The 23,962-nt window shown below is 73.8% G+C and carries 25 protein-coding genes; 13 read left to right on the top strand and 12 right to left on the bottom strand.

Going from position 1 to position 23,962, the window contains the following annotated elements; all coding sequences use genetic code 11:
* Nucleotides 1-71: 71 nt before the first annotated feature.
* From pstB to mshD, 7 genes are all read right to left on the bottom strand, one after another.
* Nucleotides 72-857, bottom strand: coding sequence for a phosphate ABC transporter ATP-binding protein PstB (pstB, locus tag CXH06_RS02480; RefSeq protein ID WP_114853579.1), 786 nt, complete (start codon nucleotides 855-857; stop codon nucleotides 72-74).
* Between the two features lie 28 nt (nucleotides 858-885).
* Entirely contained in the window at nucleotides 886-2,046 is a 1,161-nt protein-coding gene (gene pstA / locus CXH06_RS02475) for a phosphate ABC transporter permease PstA (protein WP_114853578.1), read from the bottom strand.
* Between the two features lie 9 nt (nucleotides 2,047-2,055).
* Nucleotides 2,056-3,018 carry a phosphate ABC transporter permease subunit PstC gene (gene pstC / locus CXH06_RS02470; protein ID WP_114853577.1) on the bottom strand — a complete coding sequence of 321 codons (963 nt, stop codon included), beginning with the start codon at nucleotides 3,016-3,018 and terminating at the stop codon, nucleotides 2,056-2,058.
* 124 nt (nucleotides 3,019-3,142) lie between these two features.
* On the bottom strand, nucleotides 3,143-4,288 hold the full coding sequence (locus CXH06_RS02465) for a phosphate ABC transporter substrate-binding protein PstS (protein ID WP_114853576.1): 1,146 nt from the start codon (nucleotides 4,286-4,288) through the stop codon (nucleotides 3,143-3,145).
* Between the two features lie 190 nt (nucleotides 4,289-4,478).
* Complete coding sequence (locus CXH06_RS02460) at nucleotides 4,479-5,078, bottom strand: DUF4190 domain-containing protein (protein ID WP_114853575.1); 600 nt, start codon at nucleotides 5,076-5,078, stop codon at nucleotides 4,479-4,481.
* Nucleotides 5,079-5,161: 83 nt separating this feature from the next.
* Nucleotides 5,162-6,106 carry an NUDIX hydrolase gene (locus CXH06_RS02455; RefSeq protein WP_114853574.1) on the bottom strand — a complete coding sequence of 315 codons (945 nt, stop codon included), beginning with the start codon at nucleotides 6,104-6,106 and terminating at the stop codon, nucleotides 5,162-5,164.
* A gap of 3 nt (nucleotides 6,107-6,109) precedes the next feature.
* Nucleotides 6,110-7,000, bottom strand: coding sequence for a mycothiol synthase (mshD, locus tag CXH06_RS02450; RefSeq protein ID WP_114853573.1), 891 nt, complete (start codon nucleotides 6,998-7,000; stop codon nucleotides 6,110-6,112).
* A gap of 173 nt (nucleotides 7,001-7,173) precedes the next feature.
* On the opposite strand from mshD, the gene CXH06_RS02445 reads away from it, so the two are divergent.
* From CXH06_RS02445 to CXH06_RS02415, 6 genes are all read left to right on the top strand, one after another.
* On the top strand, nucleotides 7,174-7,923 hold the full coding sequence (locus tag CXH06_RS02445) for a hypothetical protein (protein ID WP_114853572.1): 750 nt from the start codon (nucleotides 7,174-7,176) through the stop codon (nucleotides 7,921-7,923).
* 155 nt (nucleotides 7,924-8,078) lie between these two features.
* Nucleotides 8,079-8,729 carry a heme-binding beta-barrel domain-containing protein gene (locus CXH06_RS02435; protein ID WP_114853570.1) on the top strand — a complete coding sequence of 217 codons (651 nt, stop codon included), beginning with the start codon at nucleotides 8,079-8,081 and terminating at the stop codon, nucleotides 8,727-8,729.
* Entirely contained in the window at nucleotides 8,722-9,858 is a 1,137-nt protein-coding gene (locus CXH06_RS02430) for a folate-binding protein YgfZ (RefSeq protein WP_114853569.1), read from the top strand. The genes CXH06_RS02435 and CXH06_RS02430 overlap by 8 nt, the downstream gene beginning before the upstream one ends.
* A gap of 117 nt (nucleotides 9,859-9,975) precedes the next feature.
* Nucleotides 9,976-10,410 carry a hypothetical protein gene (locus CXH06_RS02425; RefSeq protein ID WP_114853818.1) on the top strand — a complete coding sequence of 145 codons (435 nt, stop codon included), beginning with the start codon at nucleotides 9,976-9,978 and terminating at the stop codon, nucleotides 10,408-10,410.
* Nucleotides 10,407-11,756 carry an aromatic acid exporter family protein gene (locus CXH06_RS02420; RefSeq protein WP_232820161.1) on the top strand — a complete coding sequence of 450 codons (1,350 nt, stop codon included), beginning with the start codon at nucleotides 10,407-10,409 and terminating at the stop codon, nucleotides 11,754-11,756. The genes CXH06_RS02425 and CXH06_RS02420 overlap by 4 nt, the downstream gene beginning before the upstream one ends.
* A gap of 59 nt (nucleotides 11,757-11,815) precedes the next feature.
* Nucleotides 11,816-12,133: a DUF2516 family protein gene (locus CXH06_RS02415; protein WP_114853568.1), complete on the top strand. Its 318-nt coding sequence runs from the start codon at nucleotides 11,816-11,818 to the stop codon at nucleotides 12,131-12,133.
* Nucleotides 12,134-12,207: 74 nt separating this feature from the next.
* On the opposite strand, the gene fbaA is transcribed toward CXH06_RS02415, so the two are convergent.
* From fbaA to CXH06_RS02395, 4 genes are all read right to left on the bottom strand, one after another.
* Nucleotides 12,208-13,236 carry a class II fructose-bisphosphate aldolase gene (gene fbaA, locus CXH06_RS02410; protein WP_114853567.1) on the bottom strand — a complete coding sequence of 343 codons (1,029 nt, stop codon included), beginning with the start codon at nucleotides 13,234-13,236 and terminating at the stop codon, nucleotides 12,208-12,210.
* Nucleotides 13,237-13,371: 135 nt separating this feature from the next.
* On the bottom strand, nucleotides 13,372-14,016 hold the full coding sequence (locus CXH06_RS02405) for a TrmH family RNA methyltransferase (protein WP_114853566.1): 645 nt from the start codon (nucleotides 14,014-14,016) through the stop codon (nucleotides 13,372-13,374).
* Between the two features lie 94 nt (nucleotides 14,017-14,110).
* Nucleotides 14,111-14,710, bottom strand: a complete 600-nt coding sequence (locus tag CXH06_RS02400) for an orotate phosphoribosyltransferase (protein ID WP_114853565.1) — start codon at nucleotides 14,708-14,710, stop codon at nucleotides 14,111-14,113.
* A gap of 60 nt (nucleotides 14,711-14,770) precedes the next feature.
* Nucleotides 14,771-15,622 carry an SDR family oxidoreductase gene (locus CXH06_RS02395; protein ID WP_114853564.1) on the bottom strand — a complete coding sequence of 284 codons (852 nt, stop codon included), beginning with the start codon at nucleotides 15,620-15,622 and terminating at the stop codon, nucleotides 14,771-14,773.
* A gap of 75 nt (nucleotides 15,623-15,697) precedes the next feature.
* Here CXH06_RS02395 and CXH06_RS02390 point away from each other — a divergent pair, with 75 nt between their 5' ends.
* The 7 genes from CXH06_RS02390 to CXH06_RS02360 all read left to right on the top strand — a co-directional run bounded on the left by CXH06_RS02390 (nucleotide 15,698) and on the right by CXH06_RS02360 (nucleotide 21,414).
* Nucleotides 15,698-16,498: an exodeoxyribonuclease III gene (locus CXH06_RS02390; RefSeq protein ID WP_114853563.1), complete on the top strand. Its 801-nt coding sequence runs from the start codon at nucleotides 15,698-15,700 to the stop codon at nucleotides 16,496-16,498.
* A 351-nt stretch (nucleotides 16,499-16,849) separates the two neighbouring features.
* Entirely contained in the window at nucleotides 16,850-18,019 is a 1,170-nt protein-coding gene (locus CXH06_RS02385) for a hypothetical protein (RefSeq protein WP_114853562.1), read from the top strand.
* Nucleotides 18,016-19,248 (top strand): TadA family conjugal transfer-associated ATPase, encoded by a 1,233-nt coding sequence (locus tag CXH06_RS02380; RefSeq protein ID WP_114853561.1) that lies wholly within the window; start codon nucleotides 18,016-18,018, stop codon nucleotides 19,246-19,248. The genes CXH06_RS02385 and CXH06_RS02380 overlap by 4 nt, the downstream gene beginning before the upstream one ends.
* Nucleotides 19,245-20,330 (top strand): type II secretion system F family protein, encoded by a 1,086-nt coding sequence (locus CXH06_RS02375; protein ID WP_114853560.1) that lies wholly within the window; start codon nucleotides 19,245-19,247, stop codon nucleotides 20,328-20,330. Before CXH06_RS02380 ends, CXH06_RS02375 begins: the two co-directional genes overlap by 4 nt.
* A 159-nt stretch (nucleotides 20,331-20,489) precedes the next feature.
* Nucleotides 20,490-20,690 (top strand): DUF4244 domain-containing protein, encoded by a 201-nt coding sequence (locus tag CXH06_RS02370; RefSeq protein WP_114853816.1) that lies wholly within the window; start codon nucleotides 20,490-20,492, stop codon nucleotides 20,688-20,690.
* Complete coding sequence (locus CXH06_RS02365; protein WP_114853559.1) at nucleotides 20,690-21,085, top strand: TadE family type IV pilus minor pilin; 396 nt, start codon at nucleotides 20,690-20,692, stop codon at nucleotides 21,083-21,085. The genes CXH06_RS02370 and CXH06_RS02365 overlap by 1 nt, the downstream gene beginning before the upstream one ends.
* Complete coding sequence (locus tag CXH06_RS02360; protein ID WP_114853558.1) at nucleotides 21,082-21,414, top strand: Rv3654c family TadE-like protein; 333 nt, start codon at nucleotides 21,082-21,084, stop codon at nucleotides 21,412-21,414. The genes CXH06_RS02365 and CXH06_RS02360 overlap by 4 nt, the downstream gene beginning before the upstream one ends.
* A gap of 17 nt (nucleotides 21,415-21,431) precedes the next feature.
* On the opposite strand, the gene CXH06_RS02355 is transcribed toward CXH06_RS02360, so the two are convergent.
* Entirely contained in the window at nucleotides 21,432-23,885 is a 2,454-nt protein-coding gene (locus CXH06_RS02355) for a DEAD/DEAH box helicase (RefSeq protein ID WP_114853557.1), read from the bottom strand.
* Nucleotides 23,886-23,962: the final 77 nt, after the last annotated feature.

Raw genomic sequence — 23,962 nt, 5'->3', positions numbered from 1 at the left:
GCTCAGGCGGTCCGCACCGCGGACCTGCGGCCCGCGCTCGCCACGCCCCGGCCACCCGCCCGCCCGCGGGGTCAGCCGAAGCGGCCGGAGATGTAGTCCTCGGTCTGCGAGTTCTCGGGGTTGGTGAACATCTTCTCGGTGTCGTCGATCTCGATGAGATGTCCGGGCTTGCCGGTGCCCGCGATGTTGAAGAAGCCGGTGCGATCGGAGACCCGCGAGGCCTGCTGCATGTTGTGCGTGACGATCACGATCGTGTACTCCTCCTTCAGCTCGTGGATGAGGTCCTCGATCGCGAGGGTCGAGATCGGGTCCAGGGCCGAGCAGGGTTCGTCCATGAGCACCACGTCCGGCTTCACCGCGATGGTGCGGGCGATGCACAGGCGCTGCTGCTGGCCGCCGGAGAGACCCATGCCGGGCTTGTCGAGGCGGTCCTTGACCTCGTTCCAGAGGTTGGCGCCGCGCAGGGCGTTCTCGGCCAGGTCATCGGCCGCGGACTTCGAGATGCGGCGATTGTTGAGCTTCACGCCGGCGAGCACGTTGTCGCGGATCGACATGGTCGGGAAGGGGTTCGCCTTCTGGAAGACCATGCCGACGCGGCGGCGCACGTTGACCGGGTCCACGCGCTGGTCGTAGATGTCCTGGCCGTCGATCTCGACCTTGCCCTCGGCGTAGGCACCGGGGATGACCTCGTGCATGCGGTTCAGGGTGCGCAGGAAGGTGGACTTCCCGCAGCCGGAGGGGCCGATCAGGGCCGTCACGGAGCGGGGTCGGATCTGGACGGTGACGCCTTCCACGGCCAGGAAGTCCCCGTAGTAGATGTTGAGGTCCTCGACGTTGATGGGCTGAGGGGCTGCCATCAGATGTCCTTTCGCGTGGGGCGACAGCTCAGCGGCTGAGCTTCGGGGAGAAGTAGTGGCTGATCAGACGGGCGACGATGTTGAGCACCATCACGATGACGATCAGGGTGAAGGCGGCCGCCCAGGCGCGGTCGATGTTGGTCGTGACCGAGCAGGCGTACACCTCCTGGTTGATCGGGTTGGTGACCGTCTCGTTCATGCAGTTGGCGTTGCCGTTGCGGTACTGCTGGTTGATGAACGTCGGCAGGGTCGCCATGCGTCCGTCGAACATGTTCCAGTTGATCGAGGTCACCATGCCCACGGTCAGCAGCAGCGGCGCGGTCTCGCCGATGACACGGGCGATCGCGAGGGTGACGCCGGTGGTGAGGCCGGCGATCGCGGTGCGCAGCACCACCTTGACGATCGTGAGCCACTTCGGCACGCCCAGCGCGTAGGAGGCCTCGCGCAGGTCCATCGGGACCAGGCGGAGCATCTCCTCGCTGTTGCGGACCACGGTGGGGATCATCAGCAGCGACAGCGCGACCGCGCCCATGATGCCCATGCGCACGCTCTGGTCCGGCATGAAGGCGATGAACAGGGCGAGGCCGAACAGGCCCGCCACGATCGAGGGGATGCCGGTCATGACGTCGACCAGGAAGGTCACGCCCCGGCCCAGCGTCCGCTTCCAGCCCTGGTCGGCGTACTCGACCAGGAAGATCGCGGTGAACAGGCCCACCGGGATCGAGATGATCGAGGCCCACAGGGTGATCAGCAGCGTTCCCGCGATCGCGTGGAACACGCCGCCGGCATCGGCGCCGCCGATGATCCCGGACATGTCGGTGGTCCAGAAGGCGAACGGGGTGGGCTTTGCGGCGAGCACGCGCGTCATACCGCGGCTGACGACCTCCCACAGCAGGGAGACCAGCGGGAACATCGCGATCGCGAAGGCACCGATGATCAGGAGGGTGACCAGGCGGTCCATTGCCCAGCGCGGGCCCTCGCGCAGCAGGGAGTACGCCCAGCCGAACAGCAGGTGCAGCACGAAGCCCAGCAGGATCGCGCTGGCGACCGAGAGGGCGTCGACGATGGCGAGCACGGCGATCGCGACCACCAGGCCGGCCAGGCCGGTGTAGATCAGGTGGTACCAGGGCAGACGGCGCTCGTCGGCCGAACGCATGGTGGGAGCCTTCGCAGTCGTGGGGGAGCTCATGGGTACCTCTCAGGCCTTGGGGCCGCTGCGGGCGACGATCCACCGGGCGATGGCGTTGATGATGAACGTCAGGACGAACAGCACCAGGCCGGTGAAGATGAGCAGGGACATGTCCACGCCGGCGGCCTCCGCCTGCTTCGAGGCGATGTTCGCCGCGATCGACTGGTGACGCCCCACCTCGAGGATGTGGAGGGAGAAGGTGGCGCCCGGGGCGAGGATCATCAGCACGGCCATCGTCTCGCCGAGGGCGCGGCCCAGCCCCAGCATCGAGGCGGCGACGACGCCGCCGCGGCCGAAGGGCAGCACAACGGTCCGGATGGTCTCCCAGCGGGTCGCGCCGAGCGCGAGCGCCGCCTCCTCCTGCAGACGCGGGGTCTGCAGGAAGACCTCGCGGGAGACCGCGGTGATGATCGGCAGGACCATCACGGCGAGCACCACGGAGGCGGAGGCGAGGTTGCGCATGGGCGCCGTCGGATCGCCGCCGAAGAACGGGATCCACCCCAGGTAGGTGTTGAGGAAGACGTACAGCGGCTCGAGCTTGGGGACCAGCCAGATCCCGCCCCACAGGCCGTAGACCACCGAGGGCACGGCGGCGAGCAGGTCGATCATGTAGCCCAGCCCGGCCGCGAGGCGCCGCGGGGCGAAGTGCGAGATGAACAGTGCGATGCCGACGGCGATCGGGATCGCGATGATCAGCGCGATGGCGGCGGCCAGCACCGTTCCGAAGACCAGCGGGAGCGTCGTGTCCACCAGGGAGAAGTCCGCGGTGCCGGAGAACTCCTGGCTGGCCAGGATCGCCGGCATCGACTCGCTCGTGAGGAAGATCGCCACGGCGGCGAGGGTGACGAAGATGAGCAGGCCGGAGCCGATGCTCAGGTAGGAGAAGAGCGAGTCGCCGAAGCGGCGGCGGCTGTTCTGCCAGGGATCGGGCGCGGACGGCGGGGCGTCCGGCGCGACGTCGGTCGTGCTCATTGGGACCTTCCTCAGAGCTCACGGGGCCGGTGGGATGGGGGGCGTCCGGGCGAGGACGCCTGGACACGGGAATGCCGCCGAGCCGCTCGGACCCGGCGGCACGCCCGTGTGCCGGTTGTCAGGATCAGCCGACGCTGATGCCCTCGATGACGCCCTGGACCTCGTCGGAGAGCTCCTGGGTCAGCGGCGCGGAGCCGGCCATCTCGGCCGAGAGCTGCTGCCCCTCCTGGGAGGTGATGTAGGAGGCGTAGGACTTCACGGCCTCGCCCTCGGCGGCGTCGGAGTAGGAGCCGCAGACCACGAGGTAGGAGACGAGCACGATCGGGTACACGCCCTCCTCGGTGGTGGTGCGGTCCAGCTCGAAGACGATGTCGTTCTCCGCGCGGCCCTCGGCGCGCGGGGAGACGTCGACGGCCTTGGCGGCGGCGTCGGCGCTGTACTCGACGAACTCCTCGCCCACCTGGATGGCGGCGACGCCGAGGTTGCCGGCCTGCGAGGCGTCGGCGTAGCCGATGGTGCCGTTGCCGCCCTCGACGGTGGAGATCAGACCGGAGGTGCCGTCACCGGACTGGCCGCCGGGGATGGGCCAGGTCTCGATGGGACCGTGGGTCCACGCATCGGGAGCGGTCTCCGAGAGGTACTCGGTGAAGTTCTCGGTGGTGCCCGAGTCGTCCGAGCGGTGCACCGGGACGATGTCGAGGTCCGGCAGCTCCGCGTCCGGGTTGGACTCGGCGATGGCCGGGTCGTTCCAGTTGGTGATGTCGCCGGCGAAGATGCCGCCGATGACCTCCGGGGTGAGGTTCAGCGAGTCGACGCCCTCGATGTTGAACACGACGGCGATCGGGGAGATGTACAGGGGCAGGTCCACGGCCTGCTCGCCGTTGCACACCTCGGTGGAGGCCTCGAGCTCCTCCTCGCCCAGGGCGGCGTCGGAGCCGGCGAACTTGACCTCGCCGTTGAGGAACTGCTCACGGCCGGTGCCGGAGCCGGTGGGGTCGTAGGTGACCGTCAGGTCGCCGCCCTCGGCGCCGACCAGGCCCATGAAGGTCTCGGTCCAGGCGGTCTGGGCGTTCTGGGTGGAGGACGCGCCGGAGCCCGCGAGGTTCCCGGTCAGCTCCGCGTAGCCGCCGGCAGCGGCGGCGCCGCCGTTGTCCGAACCCGCCCCGTCGCCGGAGCCGTTGTCGGAGCTTCCGCCGCAGGCGGCCAGGGTGAGACCGGCGGTCAGGCCGAGCGCGGCGAGCGAGACGAGCTTGTTCTTGCGAACGTTCACTGCGTGTCCTTTCGGGGCCGAGGGCCCGCGGGTTTGTCCAGCTGAGGAGGTCTGACACGGTGACGCTAGGGAGGGCAGATGACACGCCGCCCGCCCGCGTGTGAACAGCAGGTGAACAGGCCTCTCAGGGCCCTGTCACCCCAGGTCAGAACGGACTCACGATCAGGTCACAGTTCCGGTCACGGACGGGTCACACCGCGCCGGCCTCCACCACGATCATCACCACGATCATCACCGCGTAGACCAGGGTGACCAGCAGCGGGATCAGTCCCACCAGGGACAGCACCAGCCCCGCGATGGCGAGTCCGCGGCCGCTCCGGGGCGGCATCGCGCCGGGTGCCGTCTCCCGCATCCCCTTGGCCGCGAACACGATGCCGACGGGGGCGGTGAGACCGCCGCACAGGACCAGCGCGACGAGGCCCAGCACGAGCGAGGCGATGGCACTGCCCGAGCTCGGCGGGGGAACGTACGGCACGTACGGCCCATACGCTCCCGGGACCACGCCCTCGACGGGCGCCGCCCCGCCGTACGGGCCGGCCGCGGCGGCGTCCGCGCCGAACTCGGGGCCGAAGCCCGCGCTCTGCGGCGGAGCGACCGCGTAGGGGTCCACGGGAGCACCGGGGGACGGCTGCGCAGAGGGATCCGCGGCCGCATAGGGGTCCGGAGCCGCGTAGGGGTCCGGAGCCGCGTAGGGGTCCGCTCCGAGGCCGTACGGATCGGCGGCGTGCGGCGCGCCGCCGCCCGCGTCGTCGCGGCGGCCGGGAAGGCCCCCTCCCTGCAGACTGCTCATCCTTCGCTCCTTCTCCTCCCCGTTCCCGGGGGCGTCCCGTCCGGTCCGGGACGCGGTCGACGCGCCGTCGCGTCCGGCGGCGCTCAGCCGATGTTCGGCAGGTGGCGTTCGACCGCCACCACCGTCCCCTGCCGCGTCGTGTGCAGCATGATCGCCTCCCCCGCGGCGAGATACGGGTCCGTCCGCGGCAGCTCGAGCGAGGCGCCCTGCTGGGACACCGCGCGCACCGCCTCGATCACCGTCGGCAGCACGGGTCGATGGGTGCACACGACCGTCGGCCGCGCCTCCCGCAGGACTCGGTCCATCACCGCGGCGGCGCGGGAGGGACGCTCGGCATGCCCCGCTTCGGTGAGCTCGTACTTGGTGCGGACCTTCAGCCCCTCGATCCGCGCCAGCGGCTCCACGGTGGACAGGCAGCGCTGCCAAGGGCTGCTCACCACGGTCGCCGGATCGAAGGCGTCCAGCAGGGCGGGCAGCGCCTTGGCCTGCTTCCTGCCCTTGGAGTTCAGCGGGCGGCTCCCCTCGCCCTTGCGCCACTTCGATCGCGACAGCGCCGCGCCGTGGCGCTGGACGATGATCGGGACCGTCGCGAGCTCGTCGGCCTCCAGGTAACGGCGCAACGACCCCAGCGTCACCTTGTCGCTCTGCCGCGCGACCAGGTGCTCGGCCTCCTCCAGACTCGTCCACCGCACCTGGTCGATCTCTCCCGCGTCCGCGGGGCCGGGGGCGACCTGGGCGCGCACGGTCGCCGACCAGTACTGCACGATCTTGGTGCGACCGTCGGGCAGCAGGTAGACGGAGGCCGGCAGCGGCCGGTGCAGCCGCACCCGGTATCCGGTCTCCTCGGCCACCTCGCGGACGGCGGCCGCCGGGAAGGTCTCCCCCTTGTCGAGCTTCCCCTTGGGGACCGACCAGTCGTCATAGCGCGGACGGTGGACCAGCAGCACCTCGAGACCTTCCGCGCTCTCGCGCCAGGCGAGGGCTCCGGCGGCGAGGACGGGGGGCGGGCTGCCGGGGGCGACGCGCACGGATCAGCCCCTGGTCGCGGCGCGCATCTGCACGTCGCGTCCCGAGACGGCGAAGCCCCAGCGCTCGTACAGCCGCAGCGCCGCGGTGTTGTCCGCCTCGACGTAGAGCTCCACGCCGGGGACGCCGTCCTGCGCGAGCTGTTCGAGGGAGGCCGCGAGCAGCTGTGCGGCGACGCCGTGGCCCTGGACCGACGGGTCGGTCGCGACCACGTAGATCTCCGCGTCGGCCGCGGTGGCGCCGGGATGCTCCCGCTTGACCCAGACGAACCCCACGAGCTCTTCGCCGCGGCGCGCCACCAGCATGTCCCGGGCGTCGAACCAGGGCTGGTCCAGGCGCCGGGCGAGGTCCTGGCCCGTCAGCGCACCCTGCTCGGGATGGTCGGCGAAGGCGCGGGCGTTGACCGCCACCCAGCCGCTCGCGTCGCGGTCCTCCCGGAAGCGGTCCAGCATCAGCCCCTCGAGGGTCGAGGACGGGGTGGGCGGCACGGGATGATCCGCGCCGAGAGCGCGGCGCAGGGTCAGCAGACGACGGGTCTCGTGCAGCCCGGCCGCGGCGAGGAAGGCGAGGGACCCCTCCAGGGCGCCGTGGGCCCACACGCCGGCGTCGGGACGACGCTCGAGCGACGCGGCGAGCAGCGCGGAGCCGTGGCCGCGGCGCCGCTGCGCGGGGTCCACCATGCCCTGCACCGTGCCGTCGGTCAGCACGCTCGCGTAGCCGATCAGGTGCCCCGCGGCGGACGCATCCTCGAGGATCAGATGGAGGGCGGAATCGTCCTCCAGGGCGAGCAGCGCGGCCTCGTCCAGCGGGCCGGCGCCGTCGTGCGCCGTGACGAGTTCGGCCAGGGAGCGGACCGCTGCGCGCCGGGGCGGGGTCAGAGCGGCCGTCGTGATCATGAGGTCCTTCCGGGACTCGGCGGTGGGGGTGCTGCGACGGCACGTGCGGGCGCCACGAGGAGGGACGAATAGGTGGCAGCCTGCGGGCCCTCGTAGACTGACACTGTAGCGCCCGTCAGACCGCTCTCCGGCGACGGTGTGGACGGACCGGATTCGACAGCGAGGGAGGACCTGTGACCGCTCCCGAGCGCGCTCCCCTCGGGGCGGCCCTCGCCCTGCTCCTGATGCTGGTCTCGCTCACCGGGGCCCTGTCCCCGCTGCTGATGGCCCTCGCCGTCGCGCTGCTCGCGCTGCTGATCGGCATCGCCTGGCCGACCCTGCTCGAGCTCCCCTCCGCCCTGGGGACCCGGATCGTGGTGATCGCCGCCGGCGTGCTCGGCGCCCTGGCGAGCATCGTCGCCCCCGAGCGCGTCCCCGCGATCTCCGCGGTGGTGATGGTGTGCGCCGTCGGGGTCTTCGCCTCCTTCGCGCACCAGATGGTGCGTCGGGACCGTCGCGGGCTCACCGCCTCCCTCACGGGCACCGTGGCCGGGGTGTTCGTCTCCGCCCTCGCCGCCACCTGGGTGATCGCCCAGGCCAATGCCGTCGAGCACGGCGGCACGAGCCTGATCACGGCGATCGCCGCCGGGCTCGGGGCCACCCTTCTGCTGGACGCGACCTCGCTGCCGGGCCGGCTGCGCTTCACGCTGTCCGCCGTGGCCGGCACCGCCGTGACGGCCGTGCTCGCGGTGGTGCTCGCGGGCATCTCGCCGCTGCTAGCGGTCCCGGTGGGCCTGGTGACCGCGATCGCCGCCGCCAGCGCCCATCTGCTGGTGGGCTCCTCCCTGGTCGCGAAGGAGCCCGTGCCCTCGCTCGCGGTGGCCGCGGTGCCGGTCGCGACCGTGGGCGTCCTCGCCCACCTCGTGGTGACGCTCCTGCCCTGAGGCCCCCGCCGGGGGTGCGGGACGATAGACTGCCGGCATGTCCGCGCTCTCTCTGTTCTTCCTCGCTCTCGTCGTGCTCGTGGGCCTCGGGACGCTCGCCTTCGCCGTCCTCGTGGTCACCCGTCTGTTCGACCGCTGAGCCCGAAGCGGCACCGATGCCCATCACGCTCGACCCCTCGCTCCCCCGCCCCCTGTACCCGCTGGCCTGGTTGATCGGCAGCTGGGAGGGCTCCGGCGCCCTCCAGAGCACCGAGGACGGCGCTCCCGGGCGCCGCGTCGAGCAGCAGCTGGACTGCACGGCGCAGGAAGACGGCACGCTGTCCTGGGTCTCGCGCATCCACGTGATCGACGCCCCGGCTCCGCTCCCGCCCACCAGCGCCTTCTCCCGCGACGACGCACCCGCCCCTGCCCCCTCGGGCACCGGGGAGCGCAGCCTGCTCCACCGCGAGGAGGGCGTGTGGCGGGTCGGCGATCTGCTGCCCGGTCAGGACGTCGCGGCGGCCGAGTCCGCCCGGCCCGGGACGCCCGCGAGCGCCCTCTCCTCCGCGCTCGAGGTGCATCTGGAGCGGCGCGGCGAGGAGCCCGAGGACTGGGTCGGCGAGGTGCGCGGGCCACGCGTGCAGCTCGCGCTGACCGCCCCGGGCGCCGCCGCGGAGGGCACCTCCGTCGTGACCGCCGCGCGGATGTTCGGCTACGTCAGCGGCCGGCTGATGTGGCTGTGGGAGCGCCGCACGCCGGTGCCGGACGGCGCCCCGGGCGAGACCGCCCTGACCCCCTATCTCTCCCTGGAGCTGCATCGTGTCTGAGCCCGCCGGCGCGGAGCCCCTCCGCGCGATCCGCCCCCTGCTGAGCGCCTCGGCGGTGCTCGGCGAGGGTCCCGACGCCCCGGTCCCCGCCCACTACGGGGCCCCGCTGCGGGAGCAGCGGCACCTGCTGGACCGCACCGCCGTCGTCGACCTCGGCCATCACGAGCTGCTCGAGGTGCGCGGCGCCGACGCCCGCAGCTGGATGACCACGGTCACCACCCAGGTGCTCAGCGGCACGCCCGTCGGCACCTCCTCCTCGCTCGCCGTGCTCTCCCCGCAGGGCCGCGTCGAGCACCTCGCCTCCGCCGTGGTGATCGACGAGGAGGCCCTGCTGCTCGTGCTCGACCCCGGGGCGCGCGCCGGGCTGCGGAGCTATCTGGAGATGATGCGCTTCGCCGCGCGGGTCGAGCTGGTGGACCGCGACGACCTGCGCGTGCTCGGCGCCGTCGCCCCCGCCGCCGAGGTGCTCCCGGAGCTGGGCCTGCCGGAGCCGGTCGCGATCTGGTCGGAGCCGTGGCCGCACCTCGCCCCCGGCGGCGTGGCCTACGGACCGGACCCCGAGGATCCCGTCGGCGCCGTGCTCACCGTCCTCGAGGCCGCCGGGATCGAGCAGCTGCCCTGGCAGACGCGGCACCTGGCCGGGATGACCTCCTGGGAGGCGCTGCGGATCGCGGACCACCGCGCCCGCGCCGTCCGCGAGGTCGACGAGCGCACCATCCCGCACGAGCTCGACCTGCTGCGCACCACCGTGCACACCACCAAGGGCTGCTACCGCGGTCAGGAGACGGTGGCGAAGGTGCTGAACCTCGGGCAGCCCCCGCGCCGCCTGGTGATGCTCCACCTCGACGGCTCGCAGGACGTCCCTGCCGGCGCCGGCGGACAGGTGCGCCTGGGAGGGTCCGACGGGAAGGTCGTGGGCACCGTCACCTCCGCCGCTCTGCACGTGGACCTCGGTCCGATCGCCCTGGCCGTGGTGCGCCGCGCGGTCCCGCTCGACGCCGCGCTGAGCGTGCAGGTGCCCGCCGGCACGGGCGACGAGGCACCCGGCGAGGTGTGGCTCGACGCCTCCCAGGAGCCGATCGTGATCTCTCGCGAGCACGGGGAGCGCCCGCGAACCGCGAAGCTCTGAGCCCGGACCGGCCCGCGGCGCCCCCGGCGCCGCCTGCACGAGACCGACACGGCATCCGCACGCCCTGATCCCCGTTCGTCCTCCGCGGCGCCGCGAGGACCTGGAACAATGGCGGCCATGAGCGCACAGGGCGATCAACAGCAGTGGTCCCGGCACCGGCAGGAGGTGATCGAGGCCAAGGAGCAGGCACTCCGCGCCGCCCATGAGGCCGAGCACGAGAGGGCGACCGCGATGATCCGCGCGGGGGTGGAGCGCTTCCTGGCCGCCGGCATCGGCCCGGTCCCGCTGCGCGCGCGCCCGTACACGGGCTCCGGCACGGTGCGCACCGGTCTGGAGGGCTGGTACCTCAAGCACGATCGCTCGCTCGCGGTGGACGCCGAGGGCCGTTACTACGTGATGCGGGTGGACGGCGGCCTGCTCTCCCGGCTGCGGGGCGCCTCCCCCGAGCCGCGACCCGCCCCGCTGATCGTGGGCCGCGGCGCCCGCGACGGCGACACCTTCCAGCTCGAGGAGCTGCTGCAGATGCGGCTCGAGGACCCGGTGCGCCCGTGAGCGCCCGGCGGACGGATGCGCAGGGCGCTGCGGCGCCGGCCGCACCGGGGCGCGTGGGCGGTGCGACCACCACCGCCTCGCTCCCGATCGTGGAGCGGGTGCGGGGCGCGGCCCGGCGATGGTTCGCACAGGGCTTCCACCGGACCCGGAACGACGCGCTGACCGTGGGGCGTGCCGCCCTGGCCGCCTCCCTCGCCTACTTCGTCAGCGGCCTGATCTGGGGGCACGAGTTCCCGTTCTTCTCCGCGATCGTCGCCTTCATCATCATCGGCTTCGGCATCGAGAAGAAGATCCGCAAGATGCTCGAGATGGCCTGCGGGGTGATGCTCGGGGTGGCGCTGGGCGAGCTCGCTCGCGAGGTGATCGGATCGGGGACCTGGCAGATCTTCGTGGTGGTGGTCGTCGCCGGGATGCTGGCGCGGCTGATCGACTCCAGCAATCTGTTCGGGTTCCAGGTCGCCATCCAGTCGCTGCTGGTGATGATCATGCCGATCACCCCGGGGATGACGCCCGGCGGCCGGGTGCTGGACGCCCTGACCGGGGTGAGCGTCGCGATCGTCATCTATCTGCTGCTGTCCGGGGACCCACGCCGCCTGCAGCGCCGGGCGGCGATCTCCTTCTACCAGGAGCTCGACGACACCCTGGTGAGCCTCGCGCTGGCCGCGCGCAGCGGGGACCGGGGCGTGGCCCAGGCGGCGCTCAAGAGCATCCGCGACTCCTCGCAGAAGTACACCGACGAGTGGAAGCTCGCCAACGACGTCGCCGACGAGATGGCCACCTTCTCCCCCGCCGTGCTGCGCCATGCGGGGGAGGTGGACCGGCTGCGGCACCTGCTGGTGGGCTCCGACCGGGCCATGCGCAACATCCGGGTGATCGCGAGACGGGAGGTCGAGTTCCTCGACGCCGTGCACGGCGATGCGCACTCCACGCTCGCCGAGGCGCTCTCCGCGGCCCGGGACGCGGTCCAGGAGCTCTCCGCCGCCGTCTCCCACCGGGAGGTGGACTTCACCGAGGCACGCCGCACGCTGCGGCTGTTCAGCTCCTATCTCACCCCGGAGATGCTGCTGCGCAACGACGAGGGGCTGCGTCCCGGTCGGGCCGGCCACTTCGAGGGCGTCACGCTGACCATCCAGCTGCGTTCCCTGGCGATCGACCTGCTGCAGGCCACCGGCCTCGGCGCGGCGGAGGCCAAGAAGTTCCTGCCCAGCCTGATCATCGCCGCGGACGGCGATGCCATCGGCCCTCGGCCGATGACCCAGGAGATGCGGGCCCTCGAGCCGCCGGCCACCACCGAGGCGATCGAGCTGCTGATCGCGGACCGCTCGGATCCCGACCGCCTCCGCTGAGCGGGGCAGCCGCCGCGGCGATCCCGGCGGTGCCCAGGGCCGGCCCGTATCCTGAGGGGATGATCGCCCTCATCCAGATGTGGATCTTCCTCGTGCTCTCCCTGGCGCTCCTGGCCGTCGAGGTCTGGGCCCTCGTCAACGCCCTGCGCTTCCGGGCGGACGCCTACACCGCCGCGGACAAGCGCAGCAAGGTGTTCTGGGGCGTGCTGACGGGCGTGGCCGTGCTGCTGGGCTTCCTCTCGATCCCCTACCCGGTGGGCCGCGGCAGCTCGATGCTGTTCATGCTGGGCGGGATCATCATCGCCGGCATCTTCCTGGCGGACGTGCTGCCGGCCCTCAAGCGGGTGATGGGGCGCGCCCAGGGCCATCGCTGGTGAACGCGACAGGACCCCGGAGCCGACGCTCCGGGGTCCTGGGCTGAGACGGGGCCGCGCTCAGGCGGGCCCGCCGCTCACTTGGCGCTGGTGCCGGCCGAGCGGAGGTTCTCGCAGGCCTCGACGATGCGGGCGGCCATGCCGGCCTCCGCCTTCTTGCCCCAGGCGCGGGGGTCGTAGGCCTTCTTGTTGCCGACCTCGCCGTCGACCTTCAGCACGCCGTTGTAGTTCTCGAACATGTGCGAGACCACGGGGCGGGTGAAGGCGTACTGGGTGTCGGTGTCGATGTTCATCTTGATGACACCGTTGTCGACCGCGGTCTGGATCTCCTCGAGGGTGGAGCCGGAGCCGCCGTGCATCACCAGGTCGAAGGGCATGTCCTTGCCGTACTCGGCGCCGACGGCCTTCTGGATGTCCAGCAGCACCTCGGGGCGCAGCTTGACGTTGCCCGGCTTGTACACGCCGTGCACGTTGCCGAAGGTGAGAGCGGTGAGGTAGCGGCCGCGCTCGCCCAGGCCCAGCTTGGCGGCGGTCTTCAGGCCGTCCTCGGGGGTGGAGAAGAGCTTGTCGTTGGAGACGTCCGCCTCCACACCGTCCTCCTCGCCGCCCACGACGCCGACCTCGATCTCGAGGATCTTCTTGGCCGCGACGGACTTCTCCAGCAGGCGCTCGGCGATCTCGAGGTTCTCGTCGACCGGCACGGCGGAGCCGTCCCACATGTGGGACTGGAACAGCGGGTCCAGGCCCTTGCTCACGCGGTTCTCGAGGTCCCACTGGATGAGGGGCTCGACCCAGGTGGGCAGAACCTCCTTGGCGCAGTGGTCGGTGTGCAGGGCGACGGTGATCGAGTAGTTCTTGGCCACGGCGTGGACGTACTCGGCCAGCGCGATGGAGCCGGCGACGCGGTCCTTGACGGTGGAGCCGGAGAGGTACTCGGCGCCGCCGAAGGACACCTGGATGATGCCGTCGGAGCCCGCCTCGGCGAAGCCCTGCAGGGCCGCGGTCGCCGTCTGGGAGCTCGAGACGTTGACCGCCGGGTAGGCGAACTTGCCCGCCTTGGCGCGGTCGATCATCTCTGCGTACTGATCCGGGGTTGCGACTGCCATGTGGCATTCTCCTTCGCTGAAGAGAGTAAGAGACGACCGGCGGAGCGGAGGCGCCGCACGAGGTCGTTCGATCCGAGCCATTGTCCCACAGCGCGCGGAGATGCCGCGGCCGCGGTCCCTGGGCGGACAGCGGCCTCAGCGCAGCGGGCCCTCGGGGATCTCCGCGTGCTGGAGCACCCAGCTGTGCAGGGCGATCGCGGCCGCGGCGGCCACGTTGATCGAGCGGGTGGAGCCGAACTGGGTGATGCCGACGACGAGGTCCGCGGCCTCCAGCAGCTCCTCGCTGAGGCCCGGCCCCTCCTGGCCCACCACCAGCAGCGCGTTCTCCGGCAGAGCCGTGCGCTCGATGGGCAGGGCACCCTCGACCAGGTCGATCGCGACCAGCGGACGGCCCTGCTCGCGGGCCCAGGCCCGCAGGTGCGCGGCATCGGGATGATGGATCTCGTGCTGGTAGCGGTCGGTGACCATGGCGCCGCGACGGTTCCAGCGGCGCCGGCCCACGATGTGGAAGGCGCCGACGGCGAAGGCGTTCGCGGTGCGCACCACCGAGCCGATGTTGGCGTCGTGCTCGAGGTTCTCGATCGCGATGTGCACCGCGTGCCGGCGGGTGTCGAGCTCGGCGACGATCGCCTCGCGCCGCCAGTACCGGAAGCGATCCTCGACGTTGCGGCGGTCGCCCTCCGCGAGCAGCACGGGATCCAGCCGCGGGTCGTCGGGCCAGGGCTCGGGATGGGGGCCCACGCCGACGGCGCGGGGCTCCGCGGGACGCTCCTCGCTCATCGGGTGAGTCCCGCCTCGGCCCCGGCGGACGCGCGCTCCGGCGCGCCGGGTCCCCGCCGGCCCGCGTGCTCGACGGGATGCACGGACGCTCGGCTCAGATCTCGAGCTCGGAGATGTCGAAGGCGGAGACGTAGCGATGCCCGGCGGCCTCGACCGCCTGCTTCGAGGCGTCGGCGCGGTGGACGATGACCGCGACGGCGTCGATCCGGGCGCCGGCCTCGGCGAGCGCCTCGCAGGCGGTCAGGACGCTGCCTCCGGTGGTGGAGGTGTCCTCGACGGCGACCACGCGGCGGCCCGAGACCTCGGGGCCCTCGATGCGGCGCTGGAGGCCGTGGGCCTTGTTCGCCTTGCGCACCACGAAGGCATCCAGAGCCTCGCTCGCCGGGTCCGCCGCGGAGGCGTGCAGGATCGAGGCGGCCACGGGGTCCGCGCCGAGCGTCAGCCCGCCCACGGCCGCGATGCCCGGCACCAGGCCCTCGCGCTGCAGAAGGTCCAGCATCACGCGTCCCACCAGCGGCGCGGCCTCGTGGTGGAGGGTGATGCGGCGCAGGTCCACGTAGTGATCGGCCTCCGCGCCCGAGGAGAGGGTGACCTGCCCGCGCACGACGGCGAGGTCGCGGATCAGCACGCGCAGTCGCTCGCGCGCCTCGTCGACGGGCAGGGACAGGGCGGGCGCGATGCTCTCGGCAGACATGCGCTCAGGGTACTGGACGGCACCCGCCCGCCGCGGCCGCCGCCGGGGTGGCCTCCCCGCTCAGCCCTCGTCCTCCTCCCCCTGCCAGGGGGCGTTGAGGGTGCGGCGGGAGGCCTTCCGACGGGAGCGCTGCACCGACCTCACCTGCATCCGGTGGTACCAGTTCGGAGAGGTCATGGCGCGCACCAGCGGCCGGGGGGCGATGCGGGAGAACTCCCCGGCGGTGCGGTACTTCACGGAGGGGATGGACAGCACGGCGCCCCGGGCCGTGTCCTTGAGCGCCTGCTCCACGACGTACGGCGCCTTGAGCCAGGTGATCCGGGGCAGGCCGTCCATGCTCATGGCGGCCCGCTCGTGGAACTCGGTCTGCACGAAGCCGGGCAGGAGCGCCGTGGCGGTGACCCCGGTGCCCTTGAGCTCCATCGCGAGCGACTCGGTGAAGACCGTGACCCAGCTCTTGGACGCGGAGTAGGGCCCCGCGGTGGTGTAGCCCGCGAGCGAGCTGACGTTGAGGATCGCGCCCCGGCGGCGCTGCACCATGGTGCGCGCTGCGGCGTGGGAGAGCACCAGCACCGCGCGCATGAGGGTGTCCATCTGCTTCTCGTGGTCCGCGATGCCCACGTCGAGGAAGCCGCCGCGCAGCCCGTAGCCGGCGTTGTTGACCAGGAAGCTCACCCGGTCCACGGGATCGGTGAGGCGGATCGCGACCCGCTCGAGCTGCTCGCGGTCGGAGAGGTCCGCGGGCAGGATCTCGACCGTGACGGAGTGGACGTCCCGGATCTGCTCGGCGACCGCCTGCAGCCGGTCCTCGTCGCGCGAGACCAGCACGAGATCGTGCCCGGTCCCGGCCAGCTGCCAGGCGAACTCGAGGCCCAGGCCGGAGGTGGATCCGGTGACGAGTGCACGCGTCATGGACCGAGTTTACGACTGTCCGGACCGCGCTCCCGCCCTGGGCGCGCGTCGGCGCGTCCCCGTAGGATCGGGAACATGCGCATCGCGACCTGGAACATCAATTCCCTGCGGGCCCGGATGGATCGGGTCCTCGCCTTCCTCGAGCGTCACGAGGTCGACGTGCTCGCCCTGCAGGAGACGAAGGCCCGACCCGACCAGCTGGACCTCACGGCGCTGCAGGAGGCCGGGTACGAGGTGGCCGCGCACGGGCTGAACCAGTGGAACGGCGTGGCGCTGATCTCGCGGGTGGGGCTCGAGGACGTGCGCACCGAGCTGCCGGCGGTGCCCGCCTGGCCGGAGGACGGGACCGGCGTGGTCGAGGCGCGCGCCCTCGGCGGCGTGGTCGGCGAGGGCCTGCGGATCTGGTCGCTGTACATCCCCAACGGGCGCGAGCTGGATCATCCCCACTACGCCTACAAGCTGCGCTGGCTCGAGGCGCTGCGCGCCGAGGGCGCGCGTGCGCTCGCCGAGGACGCGGGCTCCCGCACGATGCTCGTGGGCGACTTCAACGTCGCCCCGCTCGACGAGGACGTCTGGGACGTGGCGGCCTTCGAGGGGAAGACCCATGTCACCGAGCCGGAGCGCGCGGCCTTCCGCGCCGTGGTGGACGCCGGCTATGCGGACGTGGTGCGCCCCGAGCATCCCGGGCCCGGGGTCTACACCTACTGGGACTACCAGGCGCTGCGCTTCCCGAAGAAGGAGGGCATGCGCATCGACTTCGTGCTCGGCTCCCCCGCCGTGCAGTCCGCGGTGACGGGATCCTTCATCGACCGCGAGGAGCGCAAGGGCAAGGGCGCCTCGGACCATGCGCCGGTGGTGGTGGACCTCGACCTCTGAGGTCGCCACGCAGCCCGGCGTGCGGCACGCCGGCCGCTCGGGGGCAGACATGAAGGAGCGGCGTCGCGTTCAGTCGCGGCGCCGCTCCAGACGAGCCCTCTGCATCGGGATCAGGCGTACACGTTCACTGGCTGCGGTGGCGCTGTCGACGCCTCACAGCCGGTCCGTTGCGGGGACCAGTCGTACGTGGGTTCCGATGCCGGTATTCGTCGTTGTGCAGATCACACTACGCCCCTGAGAGCGGGGGCGCAAGCACCGCGAACCCGGTGACCGTTCCTCCCCACCGTCCCCTCGTCCACAGGCGCTCGGGGGCCTCTGGGCGCGGCCCCGTCGGCCGGCCACGATGGCGGCATGACCAGCACATCCGCTCCGCTCCGCCGCTCCGTGGAGGCAGTGCCCGGCCTGCCCGGCGCCTCGGTCCCGACCGAGCCCGAGGAGCACCCCCGCAGCTCTCCGCGCCGCCGTCGCTCTCCCTTCCCCGGCGCCGCCCCGCCGTCCGGGGCCGTGCCCGCGGCGCCGGTCCCGGTCCGCGCCCGGGTGCGGTGGTCGGGGACCGACGGACCCCTGCGGGAGCAGGTGCGGGACCATGCCACGGCCGCCGGCCTCGACCTCGGCGTCGACGCCGCGGCGGGGGCGAGCGTGTGCACCGTCCTGGACGGCGACGCGCTGCTCGCCGACCCGTCCCGGGCGGCCGCCGAGCGCTCGCCGCTGCTCGTGGTCACCGCGGAGCAGGTGGTCCCGGCCGCCCTGTGGCGGTGCGCCCTCGAGGCCGGGGCGCTCGCTGTCCTCCCCCTGCCCGGCGGCTCCGAGGAGCTGCTCTCCCGCCTCGCCGCCCTCGCCCGCCCGCGCGGCTCCTCGCTGCTGCTCGGCGTGACCGGCGGCTGCGGCGGTGCCGGCGCCTCCAGCCTCGCCGCCCGCCTGGCGGCGGCCGGGCGCCGCCACGGTCCCGTGGTGCTCGTGGACGCCGATCCTCTCGGCGGGGGCCTCGATCTCCTCGTCGAGGCCCCCGCCGCGCGCGGCATCGGCTGGGAGGAGACGGCGCGGCTGGGTCCCGACGACGGCGAGGCGCTGCGGGACGCCCTGCCCCGGGTCGACGAGGTCTCGCTCCTGGTCGCCCGTGAGCACGGTGCACCCGATGCGCAGGACCTGCCCCGCGTGCTGGCGGCACTGGGCCCCGGCGGCGGGACCGTGGTGGTGGATCTGGGCGCCTCCCTGGTCCCCGCCGCTCTCGAGCACCTCGACCGGCTCCTGGTCGTGGTCCCGTCCACCGATCACGCGGTGCGGGCGGCCGGGCGCCGGCTGGAGGCGTGGGAGCTGCCGGCGGGCCTCGCCCGCATCGCCGTGCGGCGCCGCGGCGGGCTGCTCCCCGCCGAGGTGGCCGAGGACCTGGCGCTGCCGTGCGCGGCCTCCTTCCGCGACGGTCCCCGGGGCGCGGTGCCGCTGCTGGACGTGCGCCGCCGCGGCGCCGATCGAGCCGCACGCGAGCTGCTCGCGCAGCTCCACGAGGAGGCGGGGTCATGAGCGCCCCGGCCGCGGCCGAGAGCACGCCGGACCTCCCCGTCCTCCTGGAGCAGGTGCGGGAGGACCTGGTCCGCTCGCCCGGCACGGTGGACGTGCCGCGCGTCCTGCGGGTGCTGCGCGGTCAGGGGCGGGTGCTCGGGGCCTCGGCGACGCTCGAGCTCACCGCCCGGCTGCGCGAGCACATCGACGGACTCGGGCCGCTCGAGCCGCTGGTCGCCCCCGGGGTGACCGACGTGCTGGTCAACGACGACGGCGCCGTCTGGGTGGACGACGCCGACGGTCTGCACCGCGCGGAGCTGCATCTCGCCCCGGCGCAGGCTCGCGATCTCGCCGTCCGCCTCGCGACCGCCGGAGGCCGGCGCCTGGACGACGCCGTGCCCTGGGCCGACGCCCACCTTCCCTCGGGCATCCGCGTGCACGCCGTGCTGCCTCCGCTCTCGCCGGGCGGGGCGATCCTCTCGCTGCGTCTGCCCGCGCGCCGGCGTCTGGGACTCGACGACCTCGAGCAGCTGGGCGCGATCGGACCGGACTCCCGTCGGGTGCTCGCCGCGATCGTCGGCGCCCGGGTCCCCTTCCTCGTCACCGGCGGCACGGGGAGCGGGAAGTCGACGCTGCTGGCGGCGATGCTGCGCGAGGCGGCGCCGGCCGAGCGGCTGGTCGTGGTCGAGGACGTGCTCGAGCTCTCCGTCGACCACCCGCACGTGGTCCACCTGCAGTCCCGGCACGCCAACAGCGAGGGCGCCGGCGAGGTGGACCTCACCGCGCTGGTGCGCCAGAGCCTGCGGATGCGGCCGGACCGGATCGTGCTGGGCGAGTGCCGCGGCGGTGAGATCCGGGAGCTGCTGCAGGCCCTGAACACCGGGCACGAGGGCGGCTGCGGGACCGTCCATGCGAACACCGCGGCCGATGTCCCCGCCCGGCTCGAGGCGCTCGGTGCGCTCGGCGGCCTGGACCGCGGCGCGCTCGCGGCGCAGGTGGCCAGCGCCCTCGAGGTCGTGGTGCACCTGGGGCGGCACGAGGGCGTCCGCGCCCTCGAGGAGATCGCGCTGCTGGACCGGGATGCGGACGGCGCTCTGCGCACGCGGACGGCGCTGCGCGCGGACCGCGGGCGCCTGCTCGAGGGGCCCGGGGCCGCGGCGCTCGCCGCGCGGCTGCGCGACCGGGACCGCTCCGCCGTGCGGGACGGGGCGCCGCGCCGGGACCGCGGACCGGGTCGGAGGTCGTCATGAGCCTCGCCCTGCTGCCCCTGGCCCTGCTGCTGGCGTGGGTGCTCGCTCCGCCGATGCGACGCCCCGCGCTCGCGCGGCCCGACCGTCCTGCCCGGCGCACCGCGACCGGTCCGCTCGAGCTCGCTCGCTTGGTGGAGGAGCTGGCCACCGTCATCGGCTCCGGGGCGGGCATCCGCCGGGCCTGGGGCGCGGTCGCGGGCACCCTGCCGGACGGCGAGCTGCGCGACCTCGCCCGCGCCGGCGCCGCGGGCGCCGATCCCCGCCGCGCCGCCACGGGCTCCCTGCAGGGGACGGCGGGCATCGACGCGCTGGGGGCGGTCCTGGCCGTGTGCGAACGGACCGGCGCGCCCACGGCGGGCATGCTGCAGAACCTCGCCGAGGCCCTGCGCGACCTGCACGACGCCGCACAGGCCCGCCGCAGCGCCTTCGCCGGGCCGCGCTCGACGGCTCGGATCCTGCTGGTGCTGCCGCTGGCCGGGATCGGCCTCGGCGCCCTCCTGGGCGGCGATCCGCTGCACCTGCTGACCAGCTCCGGCGTGGGCCGCCACCTGGCGATCGCGGGCGGCGCGCTGACCGTGCTGGGCTGGTGGTGGATGCGCCGCCTCGTCCGCCGCGCGGATCCTCCGGCGGGCCGGGGTGTGGATCCCTCGCTGCTCCTCGAGCTGATCGCGGGGGCGCTGGAGTCCGGGCTGCCGCTCGGCCCGTCCGTCGGCGCCGTCGCCGAGGCCCTCCCGCCGGGCCCGGAGGCCACTCGCCTCGCCCGCCTGGCCGGGGCGCTGGCGGCCGGGATGCCCGCGGCCCTCGCCGCCCGGGAGCTGCCCGGCCCGTTGGAGACCCTGGGACGCTCCGCGGTCCTCGCCGAGCGCTCCGGGGCGGACCTCGCCGGGGTGCTGCGGACCGCGGCGCGGGACGCCCGGCGGGGCAGGGCTCGCGAGTCCGAGGTGCTGGCAGCACAGCTCGGCGTGCGCCTCGTGCTGCCGACGGGTCTCGCGCTGCTTCCCGCCTTCGTGGTGCTGGGGATCATCCCCACGGTGATCTCCCTGCTGGGCGGCACCTTCGCCCTCGGGGCCCCGCCGCCCTGAGCACGCAGTCCACCGGGCGAGAGCCCGGTGCGCCGGCCCCGCCACGGGTCGGCGCGGGCAGCTGCGGCTGCCACCCGGGACGGCGTCCGCCGCCCCGGCCCCCGCGGCCCGTGCCGCGAACGGACGGTGATCGCCGTCCGGACGATGAAGGAGGAGATCATGAATCCCACGAAGAACCGGATGCGCCGGCGCCTCGCGGCCGCGCTGCGGGACGAGACCGGGGCGTCCACGGCCGAGTACGCGATCACGGTGCTCGCCGCCTGCGGCTTCGCCGCCGTGCTGGTCGCCCTGCTGGCCTCGGGCGAGGTCCGCGAGATGCTGCTGGGGATCATCACCTCGGCGCTGTCCCAGGGGCTGTGATGACGCGGTCCGCCCGGTCGTCCCGCCTGCGGGGCGACCGGGGGTCCGCCACCGCGGAGACGGCGATCGTGCTGCCCGTGGTGGTGGCGATGGTCGTGGTGGTCCTCCTGTGCGGTGCGGGTCTTGCCGGCCAGCTGCGGCTCGAGAGCGCGGCGCGCGGCGCCGCCCGGGAGCTCGCCCGCGGGGAGGACTCCGCCACCGCGGTCGCCGTCGCGCAGCGGATCGGCGGGGACGGCACGGCGGTCGAGATCTCGGGGTCCGGACCCTGGGTGCGCGTCGAGGCGTCGCGGACGCTGCAGGCGCCCGCCGGCGTCCTGTCCGGAGCGAGCTGGCGGCTCTCGGCCGACGCCGTGGCCCGCCAGGAGCCGCATCTGCTCGAGGGAGGAGCACCATGAGCACCTCGGCCGCCTCGGTGCTGGCCTGGTCCGGCGCCGGCGCGGCCGCCGCGGCGGCCCTGTCGCTGCTGGGCGCCGGCCTGCTCGCCCAGGCCCGCGCGGAGACCGCCGCGGACCTGGCCTCCCTCGCCGGGGCGGACGCGCTGGCCGCGGCCTCCGGCCGGCCCTGCGCCGTCGCCGAGGAGGTCGCCGCGCGTAACGGCGCCGAGCTGGTCAGCTGCACACGGCGGGAGTGGGACGTGCTGGTGCGCACCCGGGTCGAGGCCGCCCCGCTGCCCGCGGCGACGGCACGTTCGCGCGCCGGCCCCGGACCGGCGGACCTGCCGTGAGCGGCGGGACCGCGCCGTCAGTGCTCCGCGCGCGGGCGCAGCAGGGCGAGCAGCCGCTCGGCCTGCCGCTTGGACAGCGGCTCGTTGCCGTTGCCGCACTTGGGGGAGACCACGCAGGCGGGGCAGCCGCTCTCGCAGGGGCAGTCGCCGATCATGTCCGCGGTCGCCCGCACCCAGGCCGCGGCGTCGTCGGCGCCGCGCTCGGCGAAACCCGCTCCCCCGGGCGCGCCGTCGTAGACGAAGATCGTCGGCGCACCGGTGTCCTCGTGCTGCGCCGCGGAGAGGCCGCCGATGTCCCAGCGATCGCACGTCGCCAGCAGCGGCAGCATCGAGATCGCGGCGTGCTCCGCGGCGTGCAACGCGCCGGGCAGCTCCTCGCCGGGGATCTCCGCGGCATCGGCGGTCTCCTGCGGGATCACCCACCACACGGCCTTGGTGGTGAGGGTGCGCGGCGGCAGGTCGAGCGGGTGCTGGGCCAGCACGGCCTGGGTGAACACGTCCCGCACCTGGTAGCCGGTGACCTGGTCGGTGACGTCGACGGTGCCGAAGCACAGTCGGATCCCCTGCTCCCACTCGACCTCGCGGTCGACCTGCCGGATCCGCAGGGTGGAGGCGGACTGCGGATGGGTGGTGTGCAGCGGGTCCTCGCGATGGACGAAGGCGACCGCCTGCTCCACGTCCAGGTGGTCGACGACGTAGCTGGCGCCCTGATGGAGGTAGACGGCGCCGTCGTGCACCTGGGTGTGGGCGCTCGCGGCGTCCACCGTCCCCAGCAGCGCGCCGCTGGACCGCTCGACGATCCGCACCGGCTCGCCGCCGCTGCCGCGCAGGTCGGTGAGCTCGTGCGCGGACTCGGACAGCGTCCAGTACCAGCCCGTCTCCCGCTGCCGGAGCACGCCGCGTGCGGCGAGGGTGGTCAGCAGCTCCCGGGCGGTGGGGCCGAAGATGCCCTCCTCGCCGTCGCGGATCGCGAGCTCGGAGGCCGCCGCGCACAGGTGCGGGGTCATCACGTACGGGTTGGCAGGGTCGAACACGGCGGCCTCGACCTCCGCCCCGAGGACCGTCTCGGGATGGTGGACCACGTAGGTGTCCAGCGGGTCCTCGCGGGCGACGAACAGGGCCAGCGCCCCGCCGTCGGCGTCCTGCTTCCGCCCGGCCCGGCCGAACTGCTGCCAGAGCGAGGCGCGGGTGCCGGGCCAGCCGGCGACCACGACCGCGTCGAGACCGGCGATGTCGATGCCCAGCTCGAGAGCGTTCGTCGAGGCCAGGGCCGTCAGCTCGCCGGAGCGCAGGGCGTCCTCGAGCTCCCTCCGCTCCCGGGCGAGGTAGCCGCCGCGATAGGCGGCGATGCGCTCGGCGCGCGCGGCGAGAGCGGGCGCGGCCGTGTGCTCGGCCTTCTGGGTGAGCAGGCGGCGTGCGCCGCTGGAGACCAGCTCCGCGCCGCGGCGGGAGCGCGCGAAGACGAGGGTCTGCACGCCGCGCTCGACGAGATCGGCGAGGAGGGCGGCGGCCTCGCTGGTCGCGGAGCGGCGCAGGGGGTCCTCGCTCCGCCGCGCCCCCGCCGAAGGGTCCTCCTCGGCGCCGTCGGACGGCCCGGCGCGGTCGCCGCCGGTCCAGTGCGCCGGATCGCCGCGTCCGTCGACGCGGGTGCGGGTCCCCGGCTCCCACAGCCCGATGGTCACCCCGGCGCGCGGGGAGCCGTCCTCGGTCACGGCCGTCACGTCCTCGCCGATCAGACGGGCGGCGGACAGCTCCGGATGCGCGGTGGTCGCCGAGGCCAGCACGAAGGTGGGCGAGGCCCGGTAGTGGGCGGCGATCCTCCGCAGGCGCCGCAGCACCATCGCGACGTGGCTGCCGAAGACGCCCCGATAGCTGTGGCACTCGTCGATCACCACATAGCGCAGCGCCCGGAAGAAGTGCGCCCACTGCTCGTGGCCGGGAAGGATGCCGAAGTGCAGCATGTCCGGATTGGTGAGCACCATGGTGCCGTGCCGCCGCACCCAGCGCCGCTGCTCGGCGGGGGTGTCCCCGTCGTAGAGGGCCACCCGGGCGTCACGGATCCCGGCGCCGTCGGCCATCGCGGTGATGTTGGTCAGCTGGTCCCCGGCGAGCGCCTTGGTGGGTGCGAGGTACAGGGCGGTGGCCCGCGGCGCCTCGATGTCGAGCTCGCGCGCGCCCAGGGAGGTCAGGACCGGCAGCAGGTAGGCGAGGGACTTGCCCGAGGCGGTCGCGGTCGCGAGCACCGCGTGGCGGCCCGCATGGGCGAGCCGTGCGGCCTGCTCCTGGTGGATCCACGGCGCGGTGATGCCCCGTTCGGCCAGATGGTGCAGCAGCCGCGGATCCACCCACTCGGGGAACTCCCCGCGCCGTCCCGCCCGGGCAGGACGGCGTTCGAGGTGGGTGAGACAGGTGCGCCGGGTGGGCGGCGCCGAGAGGTCGGCGAGGAGCTCCTCCGCCCGTCCTGCCCGCATCCGCTCCCCGTTTCCCGCCCGCGCCCACCGGACCTGTGCATCTCCTGCACCTGGTCTCCCGATCGGGTCCAGGCGCC

The sequence above is a fragment of the Brachybacterium sp. YJGR34 genome (assembly GCF_003347015.1).
Classification (GTDB): Bacteria; Actinomycetota; Actinomycetes; order Actinomycetales; family Dermabacteraceae; genus Brachybacterium.
Note: the sequence above shows the minus strand (reverse complement) of the source record. Positions and strands in the feature narration are given on the sequence as shown.

Bases quoted from the DNA above. Each gene is read 5' to 3' on its own strand.
- CXH06_RS02390 (WP_114853563.1), top strand. From the start codon at position 15,698: ATGCGCATCGCGACCTGGAACATCAATTCCCTGCGGGCCCGGATGGAT.
- mshD (WP_114853573.1), bottom strand. From the start codon at position 7,000: ATGATCACGACGGCCGCTCTGACCCCGCCCCGGCGCGCAGCGGTCCGC.
- CXH06_RS02370 (WP_114853816.1), top strand. From the start codon at position 20,490: ATGAATCCCACGAAGAACCGGATGCGCCGGCGCCTCGCGGCCGCGCTG.
- pstC (WP_114853577.1), bottom strand. From the start codon at position 3,018: ATGAGCACGACCGACGTCGCGCCGGACGCCCCGCCGTCCGCGCCCGAT.
- CXH06_RS02405 (WP_114853566.1), bottom strand. From the start codon at position 14,016: ATGAGCGAGGAGCGTCCCGCGGAGCCCCGCGCCGTCGGCGTGGGCCCC.
- pstA (WP_114853578.1), bottom strand. From the start codon at position 2,046: ATGAGCTCCCCCACGACTGCGAAGGCTCCCACCATGCGTTCGGCCGAC.
- CXH06_RS02425 (WP_114853818.1), top strand. From the start codon at position 9,976: ATGAGCGCACAGGGCGATCAACAGCAGTGGTCCCGGCACCGGCAGGAG.
- CXH06_RS02435 (WP_114853570.1), top strand. From the start codon at position 8,079: ATGCCCATCACGCTCGACCCCTCGCTCCCCCGCCCCCTGTACCCGCTG.
- CXH06_RS02400 (WP_114853565.1), bottom strand. From the start codon at position 14,710: ATGTCTGCCGAGAGCATCGCGCCCGCCCTGTCCCTGCCCGTCGACGAG.
- pstB (WP_114853579.1), bottom strand. From the start codon at position 857: ATGGCAGCCCCTCAGCCCATCAACGTCGAGGACCTCAACATCTACTAC.
- CXH06_RS02365 (WP_114853559.1), top strand. From the start codon at position 20,690: ATGACGCGGTCCGCCCGGTCGTCCCGCCTGCGGGGCGACCGGGGGTCC.
- CXH06_RS02460 (WP_114853575.1), bottom strand. From the start codon at position 5,078: ATGAGCAGTCTGCAGGGAGGGGGCCTTCCCGGCCGCCGCGACGACGCG.
- CXH06_RS02375 (WP_114853560.1), top strand. From the start codon at position 19,245: ATGAGCCTCGCCCTGCTGCCCCTGGCCCTGCTGCTGGCGTGGGTGCTC.
- CXH06_RS02355 (WP_114853557.1), bottom strand. From the start codon at position 23,885: ATGCGGGCAGGACGGGCGGAGGAGCTCCTCGCCGACCTCTCGGCGCCG.
- CXH06_RS02360 (WP_114853558.1), top strand. From the start codon at position 21,082: ATGAGCACCTCGGCCGCCTCGGTGCTGGCCTGGTCCGGCGCCGGCGCG.
- fbaA (WP_114853567.1), bottom strand. From the start codon at position 13,236: ATGGCAGTCGCAACCCCGGATCAGTACGCAGAGATGATCGACCGCGCC.
- CXH06_RS02395 (WP_114853564.1), bottom strand. From the start codon at position 15,622: ATGACGCGTGCACTCGTCACCGGATCCACCTCCGGCCTGGGCCTCGAG.
- CXH06_RS02385 (WP_114853562.1), top strand. From the start codon at position 16,850: ATGACCAGCACATCCGCTCCGCTCCGCCGCTCCGTGGAGGCAGTGCCC.
- CXH06_RS02380 (WP_114853561.1), top strand. From the start codon at position 18,016: ATGAGCGCCCCGGCCGCGGCCGAGAGCACGCCGGACCTCCCCGTCCTC.
- CXH06_RS02415 (WP_114853568.1), top strand. From the start codon at position 11,816: ATGATCGCCCTCATCCAGATGTGGATCTTCCTCGTGCTCTCCCTGGCG.